Genomic DNA, 18,194 nt, shown 5'->3' with positions numbered 1-18,194 from the left:
CGGGCACCGGGCTCCGCCCGGACCCGCGCCTCAATCGCCGGCGAGGCTGCATTTGGAACGAATGATCGCCGCCCACCTGCCCGGTCCGGGCACTTCCATGCCTCGGGGCGTTCCGGCCGGTGACGAGGGGGCCGGGGCGCCCAACCGTGCTGCCGTGAAGCCGACATGGCCGAGGCGCCCGGCGCCTGGTGGGAAGGGCACCCGCGGCATGCTCCGGGGGCGGCCGGGTAGACGCAGGTCCGACGCAGCAACAGTGAACGAACGAGGGAGGTGTCGGCCAAGGAGATGGAGGCGGACACCCAGCCGATCAGCAGCCGCATCGCACCCGAGGCACGGATCCGGACCTGCCGTCCGGCTCTCCTCGACCGGGGCTTGGAACCCGACGGTTCCTTCGAGGACGCAGGGCCGGAGACCAACGTCGCCCGCGGCGAGGACTGAACCGCCCCAGTCGAGAAGCCGGAACAGGGACCCGAACCCGAGGAGGGCCGCACGATGGCCGGGCTCAAGCGGCTGGCGATGGCGGCGCAAGAGGAGTACCTGGTGATGGACGCCCGCAGCCGGAGCCTCACCGACCGCGGGCCGGAGCTCGTGGCCGCGGTCCGCTGCGAACTCGGCGAACGGGTGACGGCGGGCCACCGCCCCGCCCAGGCCGGTGTCGACACCGTACCGACGGCCGACAGCGCGGGCCTGCGCTCCGAACCGGACTGGCTGCGCGGCAGGTGGCGCTCGCCGCGCGGGAGGCCGGCTGCCGGTGCATCGCCGCCGGGGCGCCCGTACTGCCCGACGACAGGGCGTCGTGAACCGGGCGACGTACGCGCGGCGAAGCCGGGCAAGCGCCCCTCGAAGAGGGGCGAGCGGGAGTGAGGAGGCGGTCCACGTGAACGAGCTGCGGCGCGACCGCGCAGGACTACCAGGGCCGCGCCGTTCCGGGCCGGTATGGGCATCCGGCGCGGTGGACCAGGACACGGTGGGTCCGCTGGAAGCGGAACTGCTGTACGCAGCGCACGAGCGACCCGGCTGCGCATCGTGGCGCCACCCTGACGCTGCTGAGGCTCCTCGAACTGGCCGGCGTACAGGAGGTGCCGGCCATCAGTCCCGGCCTCGAAGAGGCCGTGCGGCTGCCGTGAACCCCGGCCGTATCCGCATCCCGAAGCCGTCCCGGACGGAGAGCATCCCATGTCAGAGAGCAGCGAGCGCAGGATCGTCCTCGTGCGGCACGGCAAGGCCGTGCCCAAGGACGCAGCGGACGACCCCGACCGGGACCTCACCGCGCGCGGACGCCGCGACGCCGGCGCGGCGGGGCGCTGGCTGGAGGAGTCCGGGCACCGCGTCGACCTCGCCCAGTCCTCGACCGCGGTACGGGCCCGCCGGACCTGGCAGCTGATGATCCCCCACCTTTCCGACCCACCGCCGGCGTACTACGCGGAACGGCTCTACCACGCCGACGGGGACGAGCTCCTCGCCGCCCTGCAGGAGCATGCGCCGGACCTGTCCGGCGTCCTGCTCGTCGGGCACAACCCGGCCGTGCACGAGCTGGCGACCGCCCTGTGCGGAAGCGGTCCGAAGCAGCTGCGCAACCGGCTGGAAGAGGCCTTTCCCACCTGCGGCGTGGTCGTACTGACCGTGACCTGTCCGTGGCGGGAGCTCGCAAAGGGCGCGGCACACCTGGCCGACTTCTGGGCTCCGGGCGACGACTGACCTCGGCGGCGACGACCCCAGCGACGACCCGGCGACGGCCGACTCCCAGGGCCGCCAGAGCAGGCGGCCCCCCGGCCGTCACACGCGACGGCTCCTGCGCAGGGCCCGCGGGCCGAACAAGGCGGCCCGGACGGCCTCCGCCTGCGGCGGGCGGTGCGCCTGCGCCGTGCGGTACCGCACCGGGCGCAGCCCCGCCGGTGCAGAGCCGAAGCGACCGCCTCGTACAGCACCTGCTCTGCCCCGCTGTCCCCGATGGCCACGGAACCCCGGGTCGCCGGCCAGGTGACGGTCGGCGCCTCACCGTCGATGCGGAGGTGCAGGCGATCGCCCGGCCCCCGCAGGGCCGATGCCCATGAGGCCCCGGCGCGCGCCAGCGCCCGGCGCAGCTCGGCAGTGAGGAACAGCGACCTGGCCGCTGCCGGGTCGGACCCGATCAGCCGCGCCGCGCAGCCGGTGGCACGGAAGAGCCGCAGGACAGGCGGGGAGACGGCCGTGACGGACAGGCTCCGACCACCGGCCGCGGCCAGGCGCATACGTCAGGCTGCGCCGCAGGGGCGCCAGGGCGCTCTCCGTGACCTCACCCGCACCAGGGCCGTCACGCGGCCGCGGGGCCACCGACGGTGACGAGCACCCGGGCGGCCGGGCGCGCCTCGACGGCGGTGCCATTGCGTGACGGTTCGGCCATCGGGATCTCACCTCCACGGCGCCGGGGGCGGGGGACATCACTTCATGGTCCGCGCCCCCGGGGGGCCACCGTAGCCCCATGGGCGAACAGGTTCGCCTGTTCCGTCCGCAGAACGAACCATCGCAGGCACCGGCGGGCTGCTGCCGACCGGAACGGGAGCCCTCTGCTGGTTTCGGGCCATCCCCGGAGGACAGACGCGCCTACGAGGAGCCCGGACCCGTCCTGACGGGCCCCAGAGGCCGTAGGGCCCGGAGGCCCAGGAGGCCGGGAACCAGGGTCCGGAGGCCAGGGGCACCGTTGCGGGGGACCGACGCCGCAGAGAGGAGGCGACCCATGGGACCGGGAGCCGCCGGCGGCCCGACCTGCGAGCAGGCCCGGGACGTGACGTCCGCCGTGTTGGCCGCCCACGGCGTCACCGGGCCGGACGCCGAGGACGCGCTCCTCGTGGTCACCGAGCTGGTCGCCAATGCGCGGCGGCACGCGGGCGGGGCGACCGCCTTCCGGATCCGCTGCCGGCCCCCCGAGGCCCTCGTCCAGGTGTCCGACGCGGAGCCGGACCCGCCCCTCGACGGGCCCACCCCTGCCGATGTGCCCGGACGGTTCGGCTGGCTGATCATCAACCGGCTCGCGGAGCACGTGACGGTCGAGAGCCGGCCGTCGGGCAAGACGATCACCGTCGTGGTCGCCGCGCACTCCGCCCAGGAGGGCGCACCGCGTTTCGCCGCGCACCACGGCGACCGCGACCGCAGGAACGACGACAGAACCCACCGCCGAACCAACGACAGAACCCACCGCAGAACCAACGGCGGGACCCACGGCGCGAGCCGCGCCGGGACCCACGGTGCGAGCCGCGCCGGAACCCACGACCGGGCCGACGACTGGGCACAGGGGTGCGACCGATGAGGGAGAACGAGGTCAAGCTCAAGGCCATCGCCGCCATCACCGCCGCCAGGGCGGGCGCCGCGGACGAGTTCGTCTCCGAGCTCCTCGGCGAGGCCATCCCCGACCAGTTCCTGGTACCGGTCGAAGCCACCGCCGCGGAAGCTGGCTGGGCGGTGCTGGAGCAGCTGTCCGAGCCCTTCAGCGCGCTGGTGAACGGTTTCCTGCTGGCCTTCGACGCGCTGGCCGACGCCCACGACGATGCCGATCCGCGGGAGACCACCGAGGAGATCCTCCAGCGGCTCGCCCTCGCCTTGGCGCGGGAGGACGCGGACGACCCGGAGGACCCGAGCGATCCGGAATGCCAGGGTCCCAGCTGACAGTCCTCCCCGTGGCCGCCGGCGAGTACGGGATCGCCCGCATCGACGCCGGCCCCTTCGCGCTGACGGAGCTCCTCCTCCCCGGCCGGCTGAGCATGGTCTTCTCGCCCGTCGGGCTCCTCATGGTCAGCTCCCTGCAGGCCGGGCGCGCCGAACTGCGCAGCGGCGACCGGCACGAGCGGCTCGGGAGCGGTGACGTCTGCCTGGACGGGCGGCCGGACGAGAGCCGCACCCTGCTCACCGACGACCTGCGGATCTCCTCGGTGCTGCTGCCCGGGGACCTGGTGGGGCGGGCGGCGGACGACGCGTCACCGCGGCGCAGCCGCCCCCTGCACTTCACCGACCTGGTCCCCGCCGGCCTGCGGACGGCCGCGCTGTGGCAGCGCACCGCGGACTTCGCCCGGTGCGCCGTCCTGGCGCCCGGCGGCGTCTCCCCGCTGGTCGCGGCCGAGACCGCGCGGCTGCTGGCGGCGACGGCGCCGGTGGTGTTCCCGAACGACCTCGACACCAGCCCCCTGATGACCACGCCACTGGACTACGCGCGGCGCGTCCGCCTCGACCACGCCCACACCGAACTGCAGGACGCGGACCCCGGGGCCGGTGCGACCGGCCCCGACATCGCATCCCGCCGGGGGTTCACCCATGCGGGCCGGTTCGCCGCCGCCTACCGGCGCGCGTACGGTGAGCCGCCCAGGACCACGCTGCGCCGGTGAGGTCCGCTCCGGTCATCCCCGCCAGCCGCCCGGCGATCCCGCTGCGGCCGTGGACCGGCCGGGCCTCGTGCCGGTGCAGGGCCGCCTTCGTCCGGGGCGGCAGGGCGTGCACCACGAGCTCCTCGGCCCGGGTCGCGGGGGAGCCCGCCACCACCCGTGCCCGGCCCGAGGCCAGCGCCCGGCAGGCCTGCCGGGCGACCAGGGCCGGATCGTCCTTGCGGGTGCGGCCGAGGCGGGTCCCGAGCAGGCCCGCCCGGGCGAAGAACGCGGTGTCCGTCGCCCCGGGCAGCAGCACCGTGACCGAGACCCCGTACGGGGCCAGCTCCTCGTGGAGCGCCAGGCCGAAGGAGTACAGGAAGGCCTCGGAGGCGTTGTGTACCGCGTGGTACGGCCCCGGCAGCTCGGCGGCGACGGACGAGGTGAGCAGCAGCCGCCCCGCACCCCGCGCGGCCATGTCCGGCAGCAGGCGGCGGGCCAGGTGCACCGTCGAGGCGATGTTGAGGTCGATGACCCGGGCGGTGTCCGCGAGGTCGGTCTCCAGGAATCCGCCCGCCCTGCCGACTCCCGCGTTCAGCACCAGCACGGCCACCGGCCGCTGCCGCAGGCGCACCTCGTGCACCAGGGTCTCGGCGCCGTCGTAGGTGGCCAGGTCGGCCCGGACGGCCCGGACCTCCTGCGCATGGTGGGTGAGGCGGCGCGCGGCGAGGTGGATGTCGGGTCCCTCGGCCGCGATGACGAGGTCGTGGCCCCCGTCGGCGAGCTCCCGTGCGATCTCGTAGCCGATGCCGGTCGAGGCCCCGGTGACCACGGCCAGCGGACGCTGTGTGTTCATGGGCGGCGCCTACCCTTCCCGCTTCCGACCACACGGGCGTGGGCGGGGCCGGACGGGGCAGACGTCGGACGGGGCCCCCTCAGGTGCCCGATCGTCGGTATCCCGAGCCGCCCTCGCGTCCAGGTGGTGGTGAGAGCAGTGGAAGAAGCCGACTTCAGCCGTCTCCTGGCCGACCTGCTGGCCGAGAGCCACCGCCTCGGACCCGGGGACCTCCCGGGCAGGGTCCGCACGGCGGCCCAGGCCGTCGGCATGAGCGACGCCGTGATCTTCCTCTCCGACCTGCAGCAGATCCGTCTCGTCCCCCTGCCGGACGGCCTCCGCCACGGTGAGGGAACGGCGCAGCAGGGGGCTGCGGAGACGGGCGTCGCGGTGGACGGATCGCTGGCCGGGTGGGCGTACCGCACCGGCACCGTGCAGCTGTCGTCCGGCAGTGACCTGGTGCTGTGGCTGCCGCTGGTCGACGGGGTGGAAAGGCTGGGGGTCCTGCGGCTGACCGCCTCGGCGCTGGAGTCGGCCACCTTGGAGCAGTGCAAATCCCTCGCCTCGCTGACGGGGCAGCTGATCGCCGCCAAGAGCCGTTTCGGCGACCTGGTCTCGCGCCTGACCCGGAGCAAACCGATGCTGCTGCAGGCCGAGCTCGCCTGGGCGTTCATGCCGCCCCGCACGATCGGCTGTCCGGAGGCGACCTCCAGCGCGATCCTGGAGCCGGCCTACGAGATCGGCGGGGACGCCTTCGACCACACCCTCACCCCCACGGCCCTGCACATGGCCGTCATCGACGCCATGGGCCACGACCTGGCCTCCGGCCTGTGTGCGGCCGTCGCCATGGCCGGCTCCCGCTCCACCCGCCGCTCCGGAGGCGATCTCGCGGACATCGCCTCCACCGTCGACGCGGCCCTCAAAAGGTGGCTGCCGGACCGGCTCCTCACCGGCGTCTTCGCCGACCTGGCGCTGGCCACCGGGGCGCTGACCTGGGTGAACCGCGGCCACCCGCCCCCGATGATCATCCGCCGCCAGCACGTCGTCCACGGCGCGCTCGAACGGCCCGTACAGCTTCCGCTCGGCCTGCCCTCCGACCACGAGGAACGGCCCCGTGCCGTGGTGCACCACGCCCAGCTCGAACCGGGCGACCGGCTCCTGATCCACACGGACGGGGTGACCGAGGCCCGCTCGGCCACCGGCGAACTGTTCGGGGAGAACCGGCTCATCGACTCGATCATCCGTGCCGCCGCCGCCGGTGAGCCGGCACCCGAGGCGCTGCGGCGCCTGGTGCGCGCGATCCTCGCCCACCACAACGGCCACCTCGCCGACGACGCCACCATCCTGCTCGCCGAATGGCACCCCGTTCTGGAGGCGGGTCGGTAGGGTAGGGCCGCTTGCCGGTCACGGTGGCGAGAGGACGCGGATGGCCCCCCGGGAGCAGGTCGAGGTCGACAGGACGCGCGGCCGGGTCTTCGGGGAGGTGGCCGAGCTGTACGACGCCACCCGCCCCGGATATCCGCAGCCCCTGGTCCGGGAGGTACTGGCCTACGCGGCCCTCGGCGGACGTGCGGCGCTGGAGGTGGGCGCGGGCACCGGCAAGGCCACCGTGCCCTTCGCCGCTGCCGGAACCCCGCTGGTGTGCATCGAACCCGACGAGCGGATGGCCGACGTCCTGCGCCGCAACACCGCCTCCTACCCGCAGGTCCGGGTGGAGATAGCCCCCTTCGAGGACTGGCGGCCGAGCGGCAGCCGGTCCTTCGGGCTCCTCCTTGCCGCCACCTCCTGGCACTGGATCGACCCGGAGCGGCGCTGGGACCTGGTCCACGGAGCCCTCGCCCCCGGTGGGGCGGTCGCCCTGTTCTGGACCCTCCAGGGCGTACGGGACGCGGAGGTCCACGCCGCTCTCGCCGAGGTCGACCGCAGGCACGGGATGGCGAACGCACCGCACGGCGAGCCGGCCTCCTCCTTCGGCGACGTCCCGGGCAACTGGGGCGCCGTACCCGGCTCGTGGCCGGACGCCGAGTGCCGGCGCGACGGCCGGTTCACCGACCTGCGCGCGCACCGGTTCCGCGAGGAGCGCCACTGGGACACGGACCGGTACGTGGGGCACCTGGCCTCGCTCTCGCGCTACCGCGTCCTGCCGGCCGAGCAGCGCGAGCGGCTCCTCGCCGAGACCGCCCGGGTCCTGGACGCCCACGGCGGCGGCATCGCCGTGGACCACCTCGGCGACCTGTTCCTGGCCCGCACCCGATAGGCGCGCGGCGCGGGACCCGCGGTCCGGCCGCCAGGGCCCGGGTCCGGCCGCTCGGGGCCGCTCAGGACACCAGGGACTGCTCCTCCAGCTCCGTCAGCCTCACGGTGCACAGGCCGCCGCGCTCCGTCCGCACGTCCGTCACCTTCAGCTGGGTGCCCGGCGACAGGATGAACTCCTCCTCCCCGGTGAACGCGGAGAAGTTGCGGATCCCCACCGCCCGGACGGGGACCACCTCGAAGAGCGTCCGCTTGCCGCGGCTGCCGAGGAACCCCCGCGCCACCCCCGGCTCGGAGGTGCACGAGGACACGCCCCACCAGGTCACCGTCCGGCCGAGCGGGTACTGCGCCCGCAGGTCCAGCGGCACGCCGCGCCACAGCGGCTCCCTGCGGGCGGGGAGCTGCGACACCGCCGAGAACAGCAGCCGCAGGTACGGCAGGTACGGGACGAGCCGCGCCCGGTCCGGGGAGCGCAGGACGGCGTTGATCTCGCGGTAGAACGCCGATTCGCAGGTGTACAGGTAGAGGGCGGCGATGGCGTCGGCCGACAGGCCGCCGCCGGCGGTCTCGTCCGCCCGCATCTTGCCGAAGTCGCGGGAGCGCTCGACGTGCCGGCCGAGACCGGACAGCAGCTCGGCGACCGGTCCGACGGCGTCCTGGAAGCCCATGAGCGGGGTGTCGAACACGCCGGTGATCGGCGGCAGGACGAGCCCCTCGTCCTTCACCCCGGCGAGCCGGTCCAGGTACAGCTGGTGCAGCTCCATCGTGGACGTGATGAACGCGCCCATGCGTGCGGCGACCCCGCTGTCCGCCCCGCCGGCCTCCACCGCGCGCTGGTCCCACCCCTTGCTCGGCAGCCAGTCGACCGGATCGGCGCCGACCGAAGCCAGCGCCTCGTTGACCACCGCGAAGTGGTCGCCTTCGCAGAAGACGTCGCCCTGCGCCGCGGGGTTGGGGTGGTCGATGTGCCGGACGTCGACGCCCGGGTACTTCTTCTGGAGCCGTTGGACGACCTTCTTCAGGTTCCGCGCGTGCGCCCCCCACCACGCGAACACCACACCGCGGTCCTCCTCGTCGGCATCCTGCTTGGCCTTGAGGATCTCCTCGACGATCCGCTCGGCGACCGGCCGCCAGAACGCGGTGTGGCGGTCGGGCCCCGTCGAACCGTCGCTGCCGGCGGTGAGCGCCGCGTTCAGCAGCAGCACGCCCTGGGTGAGCATCGCCTGGAACCACTCCGGCGGCTGGACGGTCTCCTGCTCCTTCAACAGCGCGCGGACGTCGGCGATGGGGGTCTTCTTGGGTATGCCGTACTTCCACATCGCCGCGGCCTTGATGATGCAGCGGATGCTGACGACCCTGCCGAACTGGCTGTCCTTCCAGTCGTGGAAGGTGTTGTCGAACATGGCGATGCCCGTGGCGCTCTCCGGGCGCGGGTACGGGTTCTGGCCGAAGACCACGACCTTCCACTTGTGCGGCGGGTGGGGCTTGAGCGCCTGGAAGGTGAGTTCGCGGACGGGGACGACCTCCGGTCCGCGGCCCGGCCCGATGAACGAGGCCGCGTCCGGCTGCGCCTCGATGACGGGCCGCAGCAGCGGAAGCCACGGTTCGCCCCCGCCTTCGAACAGCTCGGCCAAGGCCAGCGGGTCGTGGGGGTCGGGCGTGGTGGCAGGGGTGCGGGAATCGCTCACGGGAACAGAACTCCGATCGTCAACCGTACGGACGGGCAAGGGCGACTGAGCGCCGAACGTGTCCCGAGATCTATCAGGGGCCACTGACAGCGCCTGTGACGCCACGTCACCGCTGCCGCGGTCGGACGGCGTTGTCAGTGGCCCCCGCTAGCGTCGTGATCAGTGAAAGACAGACAGGGACGAAGAGCCCTTGTGCGATCGGAGTCACCCATGCCCGAAAACCCTGTGCGGACCCTGCTCCAGGTGGTGCTGACGGACACCAACCCCGAGGTGGTGGACGCCTGGCGGGCCGCGTTCGCCGACACCCCCGGCATCACGATCCGCAGGGGCTCGATCCTCGACGAGCAGGTCGACGCCTGGGTCAGCCCGACCAACTCCCGGGGCCGGATGGACGGCGGCGTCGACGCGGCCGTCAAGCGGCACCTCGGAGCGGGCATCCAACTGCGGGTGCAGCGGGCGATCCGCGACCGCTTCGGAGGGAGCCTTCCCGTGGGCAGCGCGGTCTGCGTCCCGTCCGGGGCGACCAACCCGAAGTTCCTGATATCGACGCCGACGATGGAGGCGTCCTCACAGAACGTGAGCGAGACCCTCAACGTGGCCCTGGCATGCGCCGCCGCGTTCCAGGCCGTCCACCGGCAGAACCAGGCGGCGCCGGGCAGCATCTCCTCGGTGGCCCTGGTCGGCATGGGGGCCCGGACGGGCCGGGTGCCGGCCCGGGTGTGCGCCAACCTGATGTGGTCGGGCCACACCCTGTTCCACGACCACCGCTTCGAGGACTACGACGACCTGCGCAGCACCATCACCGCGCAGCTCGACGACATGGAGAGCGCACCCGTAGACCAGCCGGTCCGCATCACACCGCCCCGCCCGGGCGGCCGTCCTGCGCACCGCTCCTGACCCCGCCGGACCGCTGCAACTTCGCCCGGACCGTGCGCACCAGCAACCCGAGCATGAACGCCTGAAACGTGTAGGTGGCCACGATGAGGCAGACCGTCACGACGTCCGTCTGTGCCCAGGCCCCGAGCGAGTTGACGACACCGAACAGGACGAGAAGCGTGGGCATCCCCAGCAGGCCCCCGAGCAATCCCGCCACATAGCTGTCGTTCACCCCGAAGCCGAACAGCAGAAAGAAGGCAACCACGGCGAGGTAAGTCCCCGACCACCAGTTGCCGAAGGTCAGACGCACGAATGTGCGCAGTCCAGCACGCATGGTTCTCCGTGAGTTGCTTTTCGGCAGGCCATCCTATCCGTCGGCGGGGCCGCGAAATGGATCCGACAATTCCACCGAATCCATGGCCTGTTACCTGACATTCTCCGGTTTCGGCCAAGCGCGGCCCCCCGGGTGTCCGGATTATGAGGGAAGGCGTTCGCCACACGAACACCAGTGCGCATCCTCACCTTTCCCAGGAGGACACACCCATGGTCACCAGAAGACGCATGCTCGTCGGCACCCTCGCCACCACCGGCGCGGGCCTGATCACCGGTGCCGGGCTGCTGCCCGCGCTGCGCACCGACACCGCCCAGGCCGCGGACGGCGCAGAGGCGGTCGCCCTGCCCGCGCCGTTCACCGTGAAGATGCCGCAACTCCCCGTCCTGACCCCGTACTCCACGCAGGGCGGCCAGGACGCGTACCGCGTCACCGTCAAGGAGGTCACCCGGGAGATCATCCCCGGAGTGCAGACCAAGGTGCTCACCTACGACGGCCACTTTCCGGGTCCGATCGTACGGGCCCGCAGCGGCCGCCAGGTCACCATCCGTCACCGCAACGCCCTGGACATGCCGATCTCGCCGCACCTCCACGGCGGAAGCGTCGCCCCCGAGAACGACGGCGGCCCCATGGACACCGTCGCCCCGGGCGCGGCGCGCACGTACACCTATCCCAACCAGCAGCCGAACGCCACGCTGTGGTTCCACGACCACGCCCACCACATGGAGTCGGAGCACGTCTACCGCGGCCTGTCGGGGGCGTACGTCCTGACCGACGAGACCGAGCGCGCCCTGCCCCTGCCCTCCGGCCAGTACGAGATACCCATCGCGCTGCGCGACGCCCGCTTCGACGAATTCGGCCAGCTGGTCTACCAGATGGACGACTTCCGAGGCCGCACCACCCTGCTCGCCAACGGCCGCCCGAGCCCGTACCTGGAGGTCGCCGCCCGCAAGTACCGCTTCCGCCTGCTCAACACCTCCAACCTCCGCTTCTTCAAGCTCCGCCTCGCCGACGGCGGGCAGATCGTGCAGATCGGCTCCGACGGCGGCCTGCTGGAGCGCCCGTTCACGACCGACACCATCAAGCTCTCCCCGGCGGAACGCGCCGACGTCGTCATCGACTTCTCCCGCTACCCGGTCGGCACGAAGATCGTCCTGCAGAACCTGCCGGGCGCGGGCGCCACCGAGCCGGGCAACGTGCTCCGCTTCGACGTGGTCCGCACGGCCCCCGACCCGAGCAGCGTGCCCGACGTGCTGCGGACGCTGCCGCCGGTGGACTCCCTGCCCAAGCCGGCGGTCGAGCGGAAGATCGTCCTCAGCATGGACGAGGACGGCCGCGCCGAGGCGCGCGGGTTCATGGACGGCCTGCAGTGGGAGCCGGGCCGGATCGACCAGACGGTCACCTTCGGCACCTCCGAGATATGGACGGTGACCAACGCCAACCAGCGGATCCCGCACAACTTCCACATGCACCTGGTCCAGTTCCGGGTGCTGGAGCGGGGCGGCGTCCCGGTCGGACCTGCCGAAGCCGGGCTGAAGGACACCGTCGAGCTCATGGCCGGCGAGACGGTGAAACTGCACGCCACCTTCGACTCGTACCGGGGTGACTACGTCTACCACTGCCACCTGCTCGACCACTCGGCCATGGGCATGATGGCCAACTTCCGCGTTCGGTAGATCCGGACGCAGGCGTGTGGCCCTGCGTTCGACGAAGCCCTGCCGGTTCCGCGAAGCCTCGGCAAGTCGGGCGAAAGGGCCACCCGCACCCTCCCGCGGCGACCGGCGCGGCGGTCGGCGGTTCACCGATCGGGGTCATCAGCGGTGTGTCTGCGCCGGGTGGCGCGCCGCGCTCGCAAGGGTTGCGTCCATGCGAGGAACGAGCCGCGGCCGGCGGCCGTGGACGAGGTGCCTGCTCGGCGGGGCCGTCTTCGCCGTCTGCATGGCCGGTACCACCCTGCCCACCCCGCTCTACGGCCTCTACCAGGAGAAGTTCGGCTTCTCCGAGCTGACGGTGACCGTCGTGTACGCCGTCTACGCCTTCGGGGTCATGGGCGTCCTGCTCCTGGCGGGCAATGCCTCGGACACCGTGGGCCGGCGCCCGGTCCTGCTGTGCGGCCTCGCCTGCGCCGCGGCGAGCGCCGTCTGCTTCCTCAGCGCCACCGGGCTGGGCTGGCTGTACGCCGGGCGGCTGTTGTCGGGCCTGTCCGCCGGCCTGTTCACCGGGGCCGCCACCGCGTACGTGATGGAGTTGGCCCCACCGGGCGGGGCCGCCAAGGCAACCCTCGTGGCGACCGCCGCCAACATGGGCGGTCTGGGCTGCGGCCCGCTCCTCGCCGGGGTCCTCGCCCAGTACGCCCCGATGCCCCTGTACCTCCCGTTCGCCGTGCACCTGGCGCTGGTCGCCTGCTCTGCCGCCGTCGTCCTGCGCCTGCCGGAGACCGTGGACCGGCGCCGCCCGCTGCGCACCGTACGACCGCAGCGGCCCGGCCTGCCGGCACAGGTGCGGCCGGTCTTCGGGCCCGCGGCGACCGCATCGTTCGTGGGGTTCGCCCTGTTCGGGGTGTTCACCTCGGTCAGCCCGGCGTTCCTCGCGCAATCCCTCGACGTGCACAACCACGCGGTGAGCGGGCTGGTCGTCGCCCTCGCCTTCCTCGCCTCCACCGTCGGGCAGTCGGCGGTCGGCCGGGTCGGCGTCGGGCGCTCGCTGCCGCTGGGCTGCGCGGCGCTCCTGGCCGGCCTCGCGCTGCTCGCGGGCGCCCTGCACTGGGACCTGCTGGCGCTGGTGGTGCTGAGCGCCCTCGTCGGCGGGGGCGGGCAGGGCCTGGCGTTCCGCGCGGCCCTGTCCGCGGTGGCCGCGGCCTCTCCGCAGGACAGCCGCGCGGCGGTGATCTCGACGCTGTTCGTGGTGGCGTACGCGGGCATCTCGGTGCCGGTGATCGGCGTCGGCGTCCTGTCCGGCCTCCTGGGCCTGGAGGGCGCCGGGCTGGTGTTCATCGCCTGCATGGCCGCCCTGGTGGCCCCCGCAGCCGCCTACCTCCTGCGCCACCCGGTCCGCGAAGACCCCTGAGCCGCGGCCCGGGCCGGGGCCGCCGGCCCCGCAGGCACCGGCTACTCGGGATGACGCTCCATCACCCTGCGCGCCGCCTCGCTCTCGGCGGCCGCGGGCGACAGCTCGTCGAGGACGTCGATGTCGGTGTCCTGCTCCAGCTCCTCCTCCCAGGCCGCGGCGAGCCGCTCCTGCTCCTCGCGCGGTTTGCCGCTCACGGTCTCCCGGTGCGCCGGATCGAGGGCGGCCAGGAAACGTCCGACGGTGTCCAACGGCATCGCGTGCTCCTTGCGTCGCTGGGTGGGCGGGGACAGCGGGCGGCTCCCCGGCTCCCAGCATGTGAGGCACGCCCGCGCCGGTACACCGGACACGGCCCGCACCGCACCCGTATGGCCGCCCTCGCCGCGCCCCGTCAGCCCGGATGGCCGAAGGGCACGGCCCTCCGGCTGCCAAGCATCCGGATGTGCGGGCGCGGCGCGCTCACGCCCTCGGGCGGCGCCCCTGGAGCACCGCCTCGATCTCCGCTGCGACATCGCCGCGGCCGAGCTGCGCACGTTCGAAGTCCTGGGTCCGCGGCATGCGCAGGCACAGCTCGTAGCCGACGTCGAACCGCACCCGTCCCGAACGCAGCACGAAGTCGTAGGCGTGGCCCCCGCGCGTGCGGCACCGGGACAGGAAGTGCAAGTGGTACCCGGCGGCGGCCACGCCCAGCATGTGCGTGGGGCTGCGGAAGCCGACGATGGTCCCGCGCAGGTCGGTGTGGGTGGAGATGATCTGCCCGGCCACCGCATCGATCAGCCGCTGATACGGGCGGTGCTGCTCCGGGAGCATCCGGGTGACCATGTGGTCGAAGTGGCCGTCGATGCGGACCGCGTAGAACAGGTTGGGGCTCGGGAGCCGGCCGTCGATCAGCGTCCGCAGCCCCGCGGCGTCCAGGGGTTCCTCGGTCCGCCAGTCGTACTCGCCGTGGAACCAGGTCACGGCCGCGAGGGGAGTCCGCGTGGCCGGGTCGGCCTCACCGGCCGTCCCGTCGGCGCGCAACCGGTAGCACCGCCCGTCCAGGACGATCATCTCGCCGTCGAGCCGGTCGAAGGTGCCGATCCCGAAGTCTCCGTGGCGCCGGAGCTCCGCGATGGTGGTCGTGCCCTCGTAGACCCCTTCGAGCATGGCGGTCATGGTGGAGGTCTGGAAGATCTGCCCTGTGGGCCGTGGAACCGCGTCCGAAGCAGCCATGCATGTCCCCCCTGGAGCACCCTGCGTACGCCGCGTACGCCGTCAGCCTGCGCCGGGCCTGCGCCTGCGCCGAGCACGCTAAGGAAGCCCCGCCGCCGCCACAACGGCGCACGGGCGGTCGCCCGTTGCGCCCGGTCGTGCGCCGCACCACCACCCGCCGCGCGCCGCCTCCGCGCGCCCCCGCCGGCGGCCCCGGGGAACGGCGGTGTCAGTGCCGTGTGGCATGGTGCGTGGCGTGAACGAGAGCATGCACGGAGCAGCGTTGATCGACCGGGTGATCGAGCGGGTCAGGCGGGAGGGCTGGCCCACGTCGGAGGCACCGGACATCACCGACCCGGTGCCGCTCGCGCCGGAGGTGATCGACCGGCTGAGGCTGCCCGGCGGCAGGCCCCTGCCGCCCAGCCTGCGCCGGTGGCTGGCCTACGACAGCTCCTGGCTCGCCAATGTCGGCTGGTACGAGGACCCCCTCGAGCCCGTGTTCGGCGACCAGGGCCTCGGCGCGACGGCGGAGTGGATGTACGGCAGCGGCGGCGTGATGCCCGGCGCGTTCGCCGACTTCGAGAAGCTGCTGCCTGCGGTGTGCCTGCCGCTCGTCGGCGGCTGCGACTCGCGCCGCCTGCTCTACCTGGGCGCGCCGGACTCCACCGGCGAGTACCCGGTCCTCGTCACCGACATCGACGACCTGCCGTACGTGGCTGTGATGTACCCCGGCCTCGACGTGTACCTCGCCGATCTCGCCGAGATCCTGGACCTGGACTTCGACACGTACACCTCGCTGGCCGAGCACCCCGAGTACGGGCCCCGGATGCGCGAGCACGCCGAGAACACCGAACTCGGGGCCGACGGCCTGGAGATCCAGGACCTCGACTGGCTGGACTGACCTCAGCGGACGGCCGCCGGCGCGGCGGCGCCGGGCCGCCAGGTCCAGGCGAGGAGCAGGGCACCGGGGGCGATGCCGGCGACGACGGCGATGACCGCGGCCGGGGCGCCGAAGCAGGCCAGGACCATCCCGCCGAGCCCGCACGCCGCCATGGCCGCGCCGAGCGTCCGCAGGGACGGGAGCTGCCAGGCGGTCGCCAGCCCGAAGAAGTGCACGCCGACCACGAAGGCGATCCAGCCCACGGTGACCTGCGGGGCGTGCAGCACCGGGTTGATCAGCACCAGCCCGCCCAGGAGCGCCACGGCCTCGGCGGCCACCACGTACCAGTACCGGCGCCCGAAGCCCACGCGCGGAGCAGGAGCAGCAGGGGCCGGCGCAGGGGCCGCATCCTCCGCCGGCCGGGCGGTGGCCCCGCGCCGCTTCACGACGAGCATCCCGACGAAGGCGGCAATGGCGAGCAGCCGCAGCGGGCCCCCCACGGCCGTCGGCAGCTTCCCCGCGCTGATCTGGACGAACACCACCCCGAAGGAGCCGCCTATGATCCTGCCCACACGTTCCTTGTTCATGATCACAAGAATGCCATGCCGATCTGCCGCCCCGAACCGGGCGTCAGGGGGCCGACAGGGGCCTCGACAGGGACCCGCAGGCCGCCGAAACAAACCATCGATAAATGGGACAAAAGGTACATTCGAGCCATCGGTTCCATTTACCTCATATGCCACTTGATGGTGTGTCAGCCGAAAACGCGCGAGGCATAATCGGGCCCGGTCGTCTCCGGAGCGGTGGAGCCATCGGGACGCCGACTCCCCTCACGGGAATTCCGCACCGGACCGATCCTCAAGGCGTTGTAGATGTCCCTGGCCACCCGCCGCAGCAGCCGCCTCGCGGCCCTGCTCGCCCTGCTCTCCGCTGCCGCCGTCGGCGTGACGACCTGGGCGTACGGCTACGGGACCGCGCTGCAGCCGGAGGCCCCCGACGCGGCCGTCCCCCCGAGTGTGACCGAAGGAACAGTGCTCCAGGTCGTCGCGCATCCCGATGACGACCTCTTCTTCATGAACCCCGACCTGAGCCGCTCCATATCCACCGGAGTCAAGGTCGCCACCGTCTACCTCACCTCCGGCGAGTCCGACGGCAGGAACGAGGCCCACAGCCCGCTCCTGGAGGACCCGGAGCGCCCCGCCGACCGCGCCGCCTACGCCGAGGCCCGCCAGAACGGCATCCGCGCCGCCTACGCGCAGATGGCCACCGGCGACCGCACCAGCGCCTGGCAGCGCCGGTCCGTGCCCACCGTCGGCGGCGGCAGCGCGGAGGTGGACGTCCTCGCCGCCCGGCCCGAGGTCAACCTGGTCTGGATGCAGCTGCGCGAGGCCCGCAGCATCTCCGGGGACAACCCGGACAGCCTGCGCGGCCTCTGGGACGCCAAGGTCCCCGCCCTCGGCGCCCAGCTCACCTCCGGGACGCCGGTCAAGCCCTGGTTCTCGTACACCAAGGACCAGGTCGTGGAGGCCCTCGCGAACGTCTTCGCGATGTACAAGCCGACCACCATACGGACGCAGGACCCGACCCCCGGCCGGTCGGAGGCCACCGGCGCCTTCCTCGACCACCAGGACCACATGTACGGCGCCCGCTTCGTGCAGGCCGCTGCCGAGCGCTACGCGAAGTCCGCGGACCGGCCGCACTTCTCGGTCCAGAACTACGTGAGCTACCCCAACAGCTCCCTCCCCCCGACGCTCGACCCGCAGACGGCCGCGGAGAAGCTCGTCTACCTCAAGACCTACGCCTGGATGGACCACCAGGACTGGTGCGGCAGCCCCGCCGGCTGCGGCGACCGCAAGGCCGCCACCCGCCCCACCGGTGCCGGCTGGAGCCAGACCATCCGCTACGCCCGAGGCGACAGCACGTCCTGGATGGCCGAGGGCGCGGGCGGCCGGCTGTGGGCCTTCGCCGCCCTGGACGGCCAGATGGCGTACTGGTCGCGCAGCGGCCCCCGGGCTCCCTGGCAGGGCCCGCGCTTCCTTCCCGGCACCGGTGTCGACGCGGGCGCGAGCGCGGTGCGGCTCCCCGACGGCAGGATCGCGGTGTTCGCCACCCGCACGACCCTGGGCGCGGAGTCCCAGGAGTACGGCCGGGAGCTCGTCTACGCCGTCCAGGCCGCGCCCGACGGCGCGTTCGGCCCGTGGCAGTCGCTGGGCACCCCGGACACGGACGACATATCCGGCACCTCGGCCCTCAGTGCACCCGCCGTCTCCGTGGACGGCACGGGTCGTATGACGGTGTACGTACGGGACTCCCGGCACACCCTGCGTACCCGTACGCAGACGACCCCGGACGGCGCCTTCGAACCGTGGCAGGCCCTCGGCGGCGCCGGCCTGCTCGGTGATCCGGTGACCGTCACCGACGCCGCGGGGCGGCGCCACGTCTACGCGGCGACGGCCGTCACCGTGCTGACCTGGGTCCGGCCGACGCCGGACGCCCCGTACGACGGCCCCCTGCCGACCGGCCTGCCGGCGACCACGGGCCCGCTCTCGGCGCGCCCGCAGGGCGACGGCATCCGCCTCTACTTCCGCCGCCCCGGTACGGGCGCCGTCGGCACGAGCCTGTCCGCCGCGGACGGCTCCGGCCCCGTCGCACCGTTCTCCGAGGTCACCGAGGCGGGCGGGGACGGCGGCTACGGCGCCGTCGGCGTCGCGGGCCGCCTCCTCGCGGGCCGCGCGGGCGCGGG

19 protein-coding genes are annotated in these 18,194 nt (G+C 73.2%); 13 read left to right on the top strand and 6 right to left on the bottom strand.

All coding sequences use genetic code 11. The features are described 5' to 3' along the window. Nucleotides 1-270 precede the first annotated feature (270 nt). The 6 genes from AB0F11_RS34690 to AB0F11_RS34665 all read left to right on the top strand — a co-directional run bounded on the left by AB0F11_RS34690 (nucleotide 271) and on the right by AB0F11_RS34665 (nucleotide 4,355). Nucleotides 271-438 carry a hypothetical protein gene (locus tag AB0F11_RS34690; protein ID WP_362182726.1) on the top strand — a complete coding sequence of 56 codons (168 nt, stop codon included), beginning with the start codon at nucleotides 271-273 and terminating at the stop codon, nucleotides 436-438. A 54-nt stretch (nucleotides 439-492) separates the two neighbouring features. Further along, nucleotides 493-864: a hypothetical protein gene (locus AB0F11_RS34685; protein ID WP_362182723.1), complete on the top strand. Its 372-nt coding sequence runs from the start codon at nucleotides 493-495 to the stop codon at nucleotides 862-864. A gap of 312 nt (nucleotides 865-1,176) precedes the next feature. Continuing rightward, a complete protein-coding gene (locus AB0F11_RS34680) occupies nucleotides 1,177-1,698 on the top strand; it encodes a histidine phosphatase family protein (RefSeq protein ID WP_362182720.1) in 522 nt (173 codons plus the stop codon). A 1,018-nt stretch (nucleotides 1,699-2,716) separates the two neighbouring features. After that, on the top strand, nucleotides 2,717-3,286 hold the full coding sequence (locus tag AB0F11_RS34675; protein WP_362182717.1) for an ATP-binding protein: 570 nt from the start codon (nucleotides 2,717-2,719) through the stop codon (nucleotides 3,284-3,286). Next, nucleotides 3,283-3,642, top strand: a complete 360-nt coding sequence (locus AB0F11_RS34670; protein ID WP_362182714.1) for a hypothetical protein — start codon at nucleotides 3,283-3,285, stop codon at nucleotides 3,640-3,642. The genes AB0F11_RS34675 and AB0F11_RS34670 overlap by 4 nt, the downstream gene beginning before the upstream one ends. A gap of 11 nt (nucleotides 3,643-3,653) precedes the next feature. Then, the gene (locus tag AB0F11_RS34665) at nucleotides 3,654-4,355 is read left to right on the top strand and encodes a helix-turn-helix domain-containing protein (protein WP_362182712.1); all 702 of its coding nucleotides are present in this window, start codon (nucleotides 3,654-3,656) and stop codon (nucleotides 4,353-4,355) included. Here the strand turns inward: AB0F11_RS34665 and AB0F11_RS34660 are convergent. Next, on the bottom strand, nucleotides 4,279-5,187 hold the full coding sequence (locus AB0F11_RS34660) for an SDR family NAD(P)-dependent oxidoreductase (RefSeq protein ID WP_362182709.1): 909 nt from the start codon (nucleotides 5,185-5,187) through the stop codon (nucleotides 4,279-4,281). The genes AB0F11_RS34665 and AB0F11_RS34660 overlap by 77 nt on opposite strands. Nucleotides 5,188-5,325: 138 nt before the next feature. Between AB0F11_RS34660 and AB0F11_RS34655 the strand changes: the two genes are divergently transcribed. Together AB0F11_RS34655 and AB0F11_RS34650 are read left to right on the top strand one after the other, a co-directional pair. After that, nucleotides 5,326-6,552, top strand: coding sequence for a PP2C family protein-serine/threonine phosphatase (locus AB0F11_RS34655; protein ID WP_362182706.1), 1,227 nt, complete (start codon nucleotides 5,326-5,328; stop codon nucleotides 6,550-6,552). A gap of 40 nt (nucleotides 6,553-6,592) precedes the next feature. Next, entirely contained in the window at nucleotides 6,593-7,423 is an 831-nt protein-coding gene (locus AB0F11_RS34650; protein ID WP_362182703.1) for a class I SAM-dependent methyltransferase, read from the top strand. Nucleotides 7,424-7,484: 61 nt separating this feature from the next. On the opposite strand, the gene AB0F11_RS34645 is transcribed toward AB0F11_RS34650, so the two are convergent. Next, nucleotides 7,485-9,107: an ADP-ribosyltransferase domain-containing protein gene (locus AB0F11_RS34645; RefSeq protein ID WP_362182700.1), complete on the bottom strand. Its 1,623-nt coding sequence runs from the start codon at nucleotides 9,105-9,107 to the stop codon at nucleotides 7,485-7,487. Nucleotides 9,108-9,317: 210 nt separating this feature from the next. On the opposite strand from AB0F11_RS34645, the gene AB0F11_RS34640 reads away from it, so the two are divergent. Further along, nucleotides 9,318-10,004, top strand: coding sequence for a macro domain-containing protein (locus AB0F11_RS34640; RefSeq protein WP_362182697.1), 687 nt, complete (start codon nucleotides 9,318-9,320; stop codon nucleotides 10,002-10,004). Here AB0F11_RS34640 and AB0F11_RS34635 read toward each other — a convergent pair. After that, complete coding sequence (locus AB0F11_RS34635; RefSeq protein ID WP_362182694.1) at nucleotides 9,961-10,317, bottom strand: hypothetical protein; 357 nt, start codon at nucleotides 10,315-10,317, stop codon at nucleotides 9,961-9,963. The genes AB0F11_RS34640 and AB0F11_RS34635 overlap by 44 nt on opposite strands. A gap of 209 nt (nucleotides 10,318-10,526) precedes the next feature. Here AB0F11_RS34635 and AB0F11_RS34630 point away from each other — a divergent pair, with 209 nt between their 5' ends. Together AB0F11_RS34630 and AB0F11_RS34625 are read left to right on the top strand one after the other, a co-directional pair. Next, complete coding sequence (locus AB0F11_RS34630) at nucleotides 10,527-11,990, top strand: multicopper oxidase domain-containing protein (protein ID WP_362182691.1); 1,464 nt, start codon at nucleotides 10,527-10,529, stop codon at nucleotides 11,988-11,990. A 190-nt stretch (nucleotides 11,991-12,180) separates the two neighbouring features. Next, nucleotides 12,181-13,380, top strand: coding sequence for an MFS transporter (locus AB0F11_RS34625; RefSeq protein ID WP_362182688.1), 1,200 nt, complete (start codon nucleotides 12,181-12,183; stop codon nucleotides 13,378-13,380). 41 nt (nucleotides 13,381-13,421) lie between these two features. Here AB0F11_RS34625 and AB0F11_RS34620 read toward each other — a convergent pair whose 3' ends face one another. Continuing rightward, the gene (locus tag AB0F11_RS34620; protein ID WP_362182684.1) at nucleotides 13,422-13,637 is read right to left on the bottom strand and encodes a hypothetical protein; all 216 of its coding nucleotides are present in this window, start codon (nucleotides 13,635-13,637) and stop codon (nucleotides 13,422-13,424) included. Between the two features lie 202 nt (nucleotides 13,638-13,839). Beyond that, on the bottom strand, nucleotides 13,840-14,592 hold the full coding sequence (gene budA / locus AB0F11_RS34615) for an acetolactate decarboxylase (protein ID WP_362182681.1): 753 nt from the start codon (nucleotides 14,590-14,592) through the stop codon (nucleotides 13,840-13,842). A 235-nt stretch (nucleotides 14,593-14,827) separates the two neighbouring features. On the opposite strand from budA, the gene AB0F11_RS34610 reads away from it, so the two are divergent. Continuing rightward, nucleotides 14,828-15,472, top strand: a complete 645-nt coding sequence (locus AB0F11_RS34610) for a hypothetical protein (protein WP_362182678.1) — start codon at nucleotides 14,828-14,830, stop codon at nucleotides 15,470-15,472. Between the two features lie 2 nt (nucleotides 15,473-15,474). Here the strand turns inward: AB0F11_RS34610 and AB0F11_RS34605 are convergent, their stop codons facing one another. Continuing rightward, on the bottom strand, nucleotides 15,475-16,038 hold the full coding sequence (locus AB0F11_RS34605; RefSeq protein WP_362182676.1) for a hypothetical protein: 564 nt from the start codon (nucleotides 16,036-16,038) through the stop codon (nucleotides 15,475-15,477). Nucleotides 16,039-16,323: 285 nt separating this feature from the next. Here AB0F11_RS34605 and AB0F11_RS34600 point away from each other — a divergent pair. Then, nucleotides 16,324-18,194, top strand: a 1,871-nt coding sequence (locus AB0F11_RS34600; protein ID WP_362182673.1) for a PIG-L family deacetylase, incomplete at its 3' end; no start/stop codon positions are given.

The sequence above is a fragment of the Streptomyces sp. NPDC032472 genome (assembly GCF_040636955.1).
In the GTDB taxonomy this organism is placed as follows: Bacteria; Actinomycetota; Actinomycetes; order Streptomycetales; family Streptomycetaceae; genus Streptomyces.
Note: the sequence above shows the minus strand (reverse complement) of the source record. Positions and strands in the feature narration are given on the sequence as shown.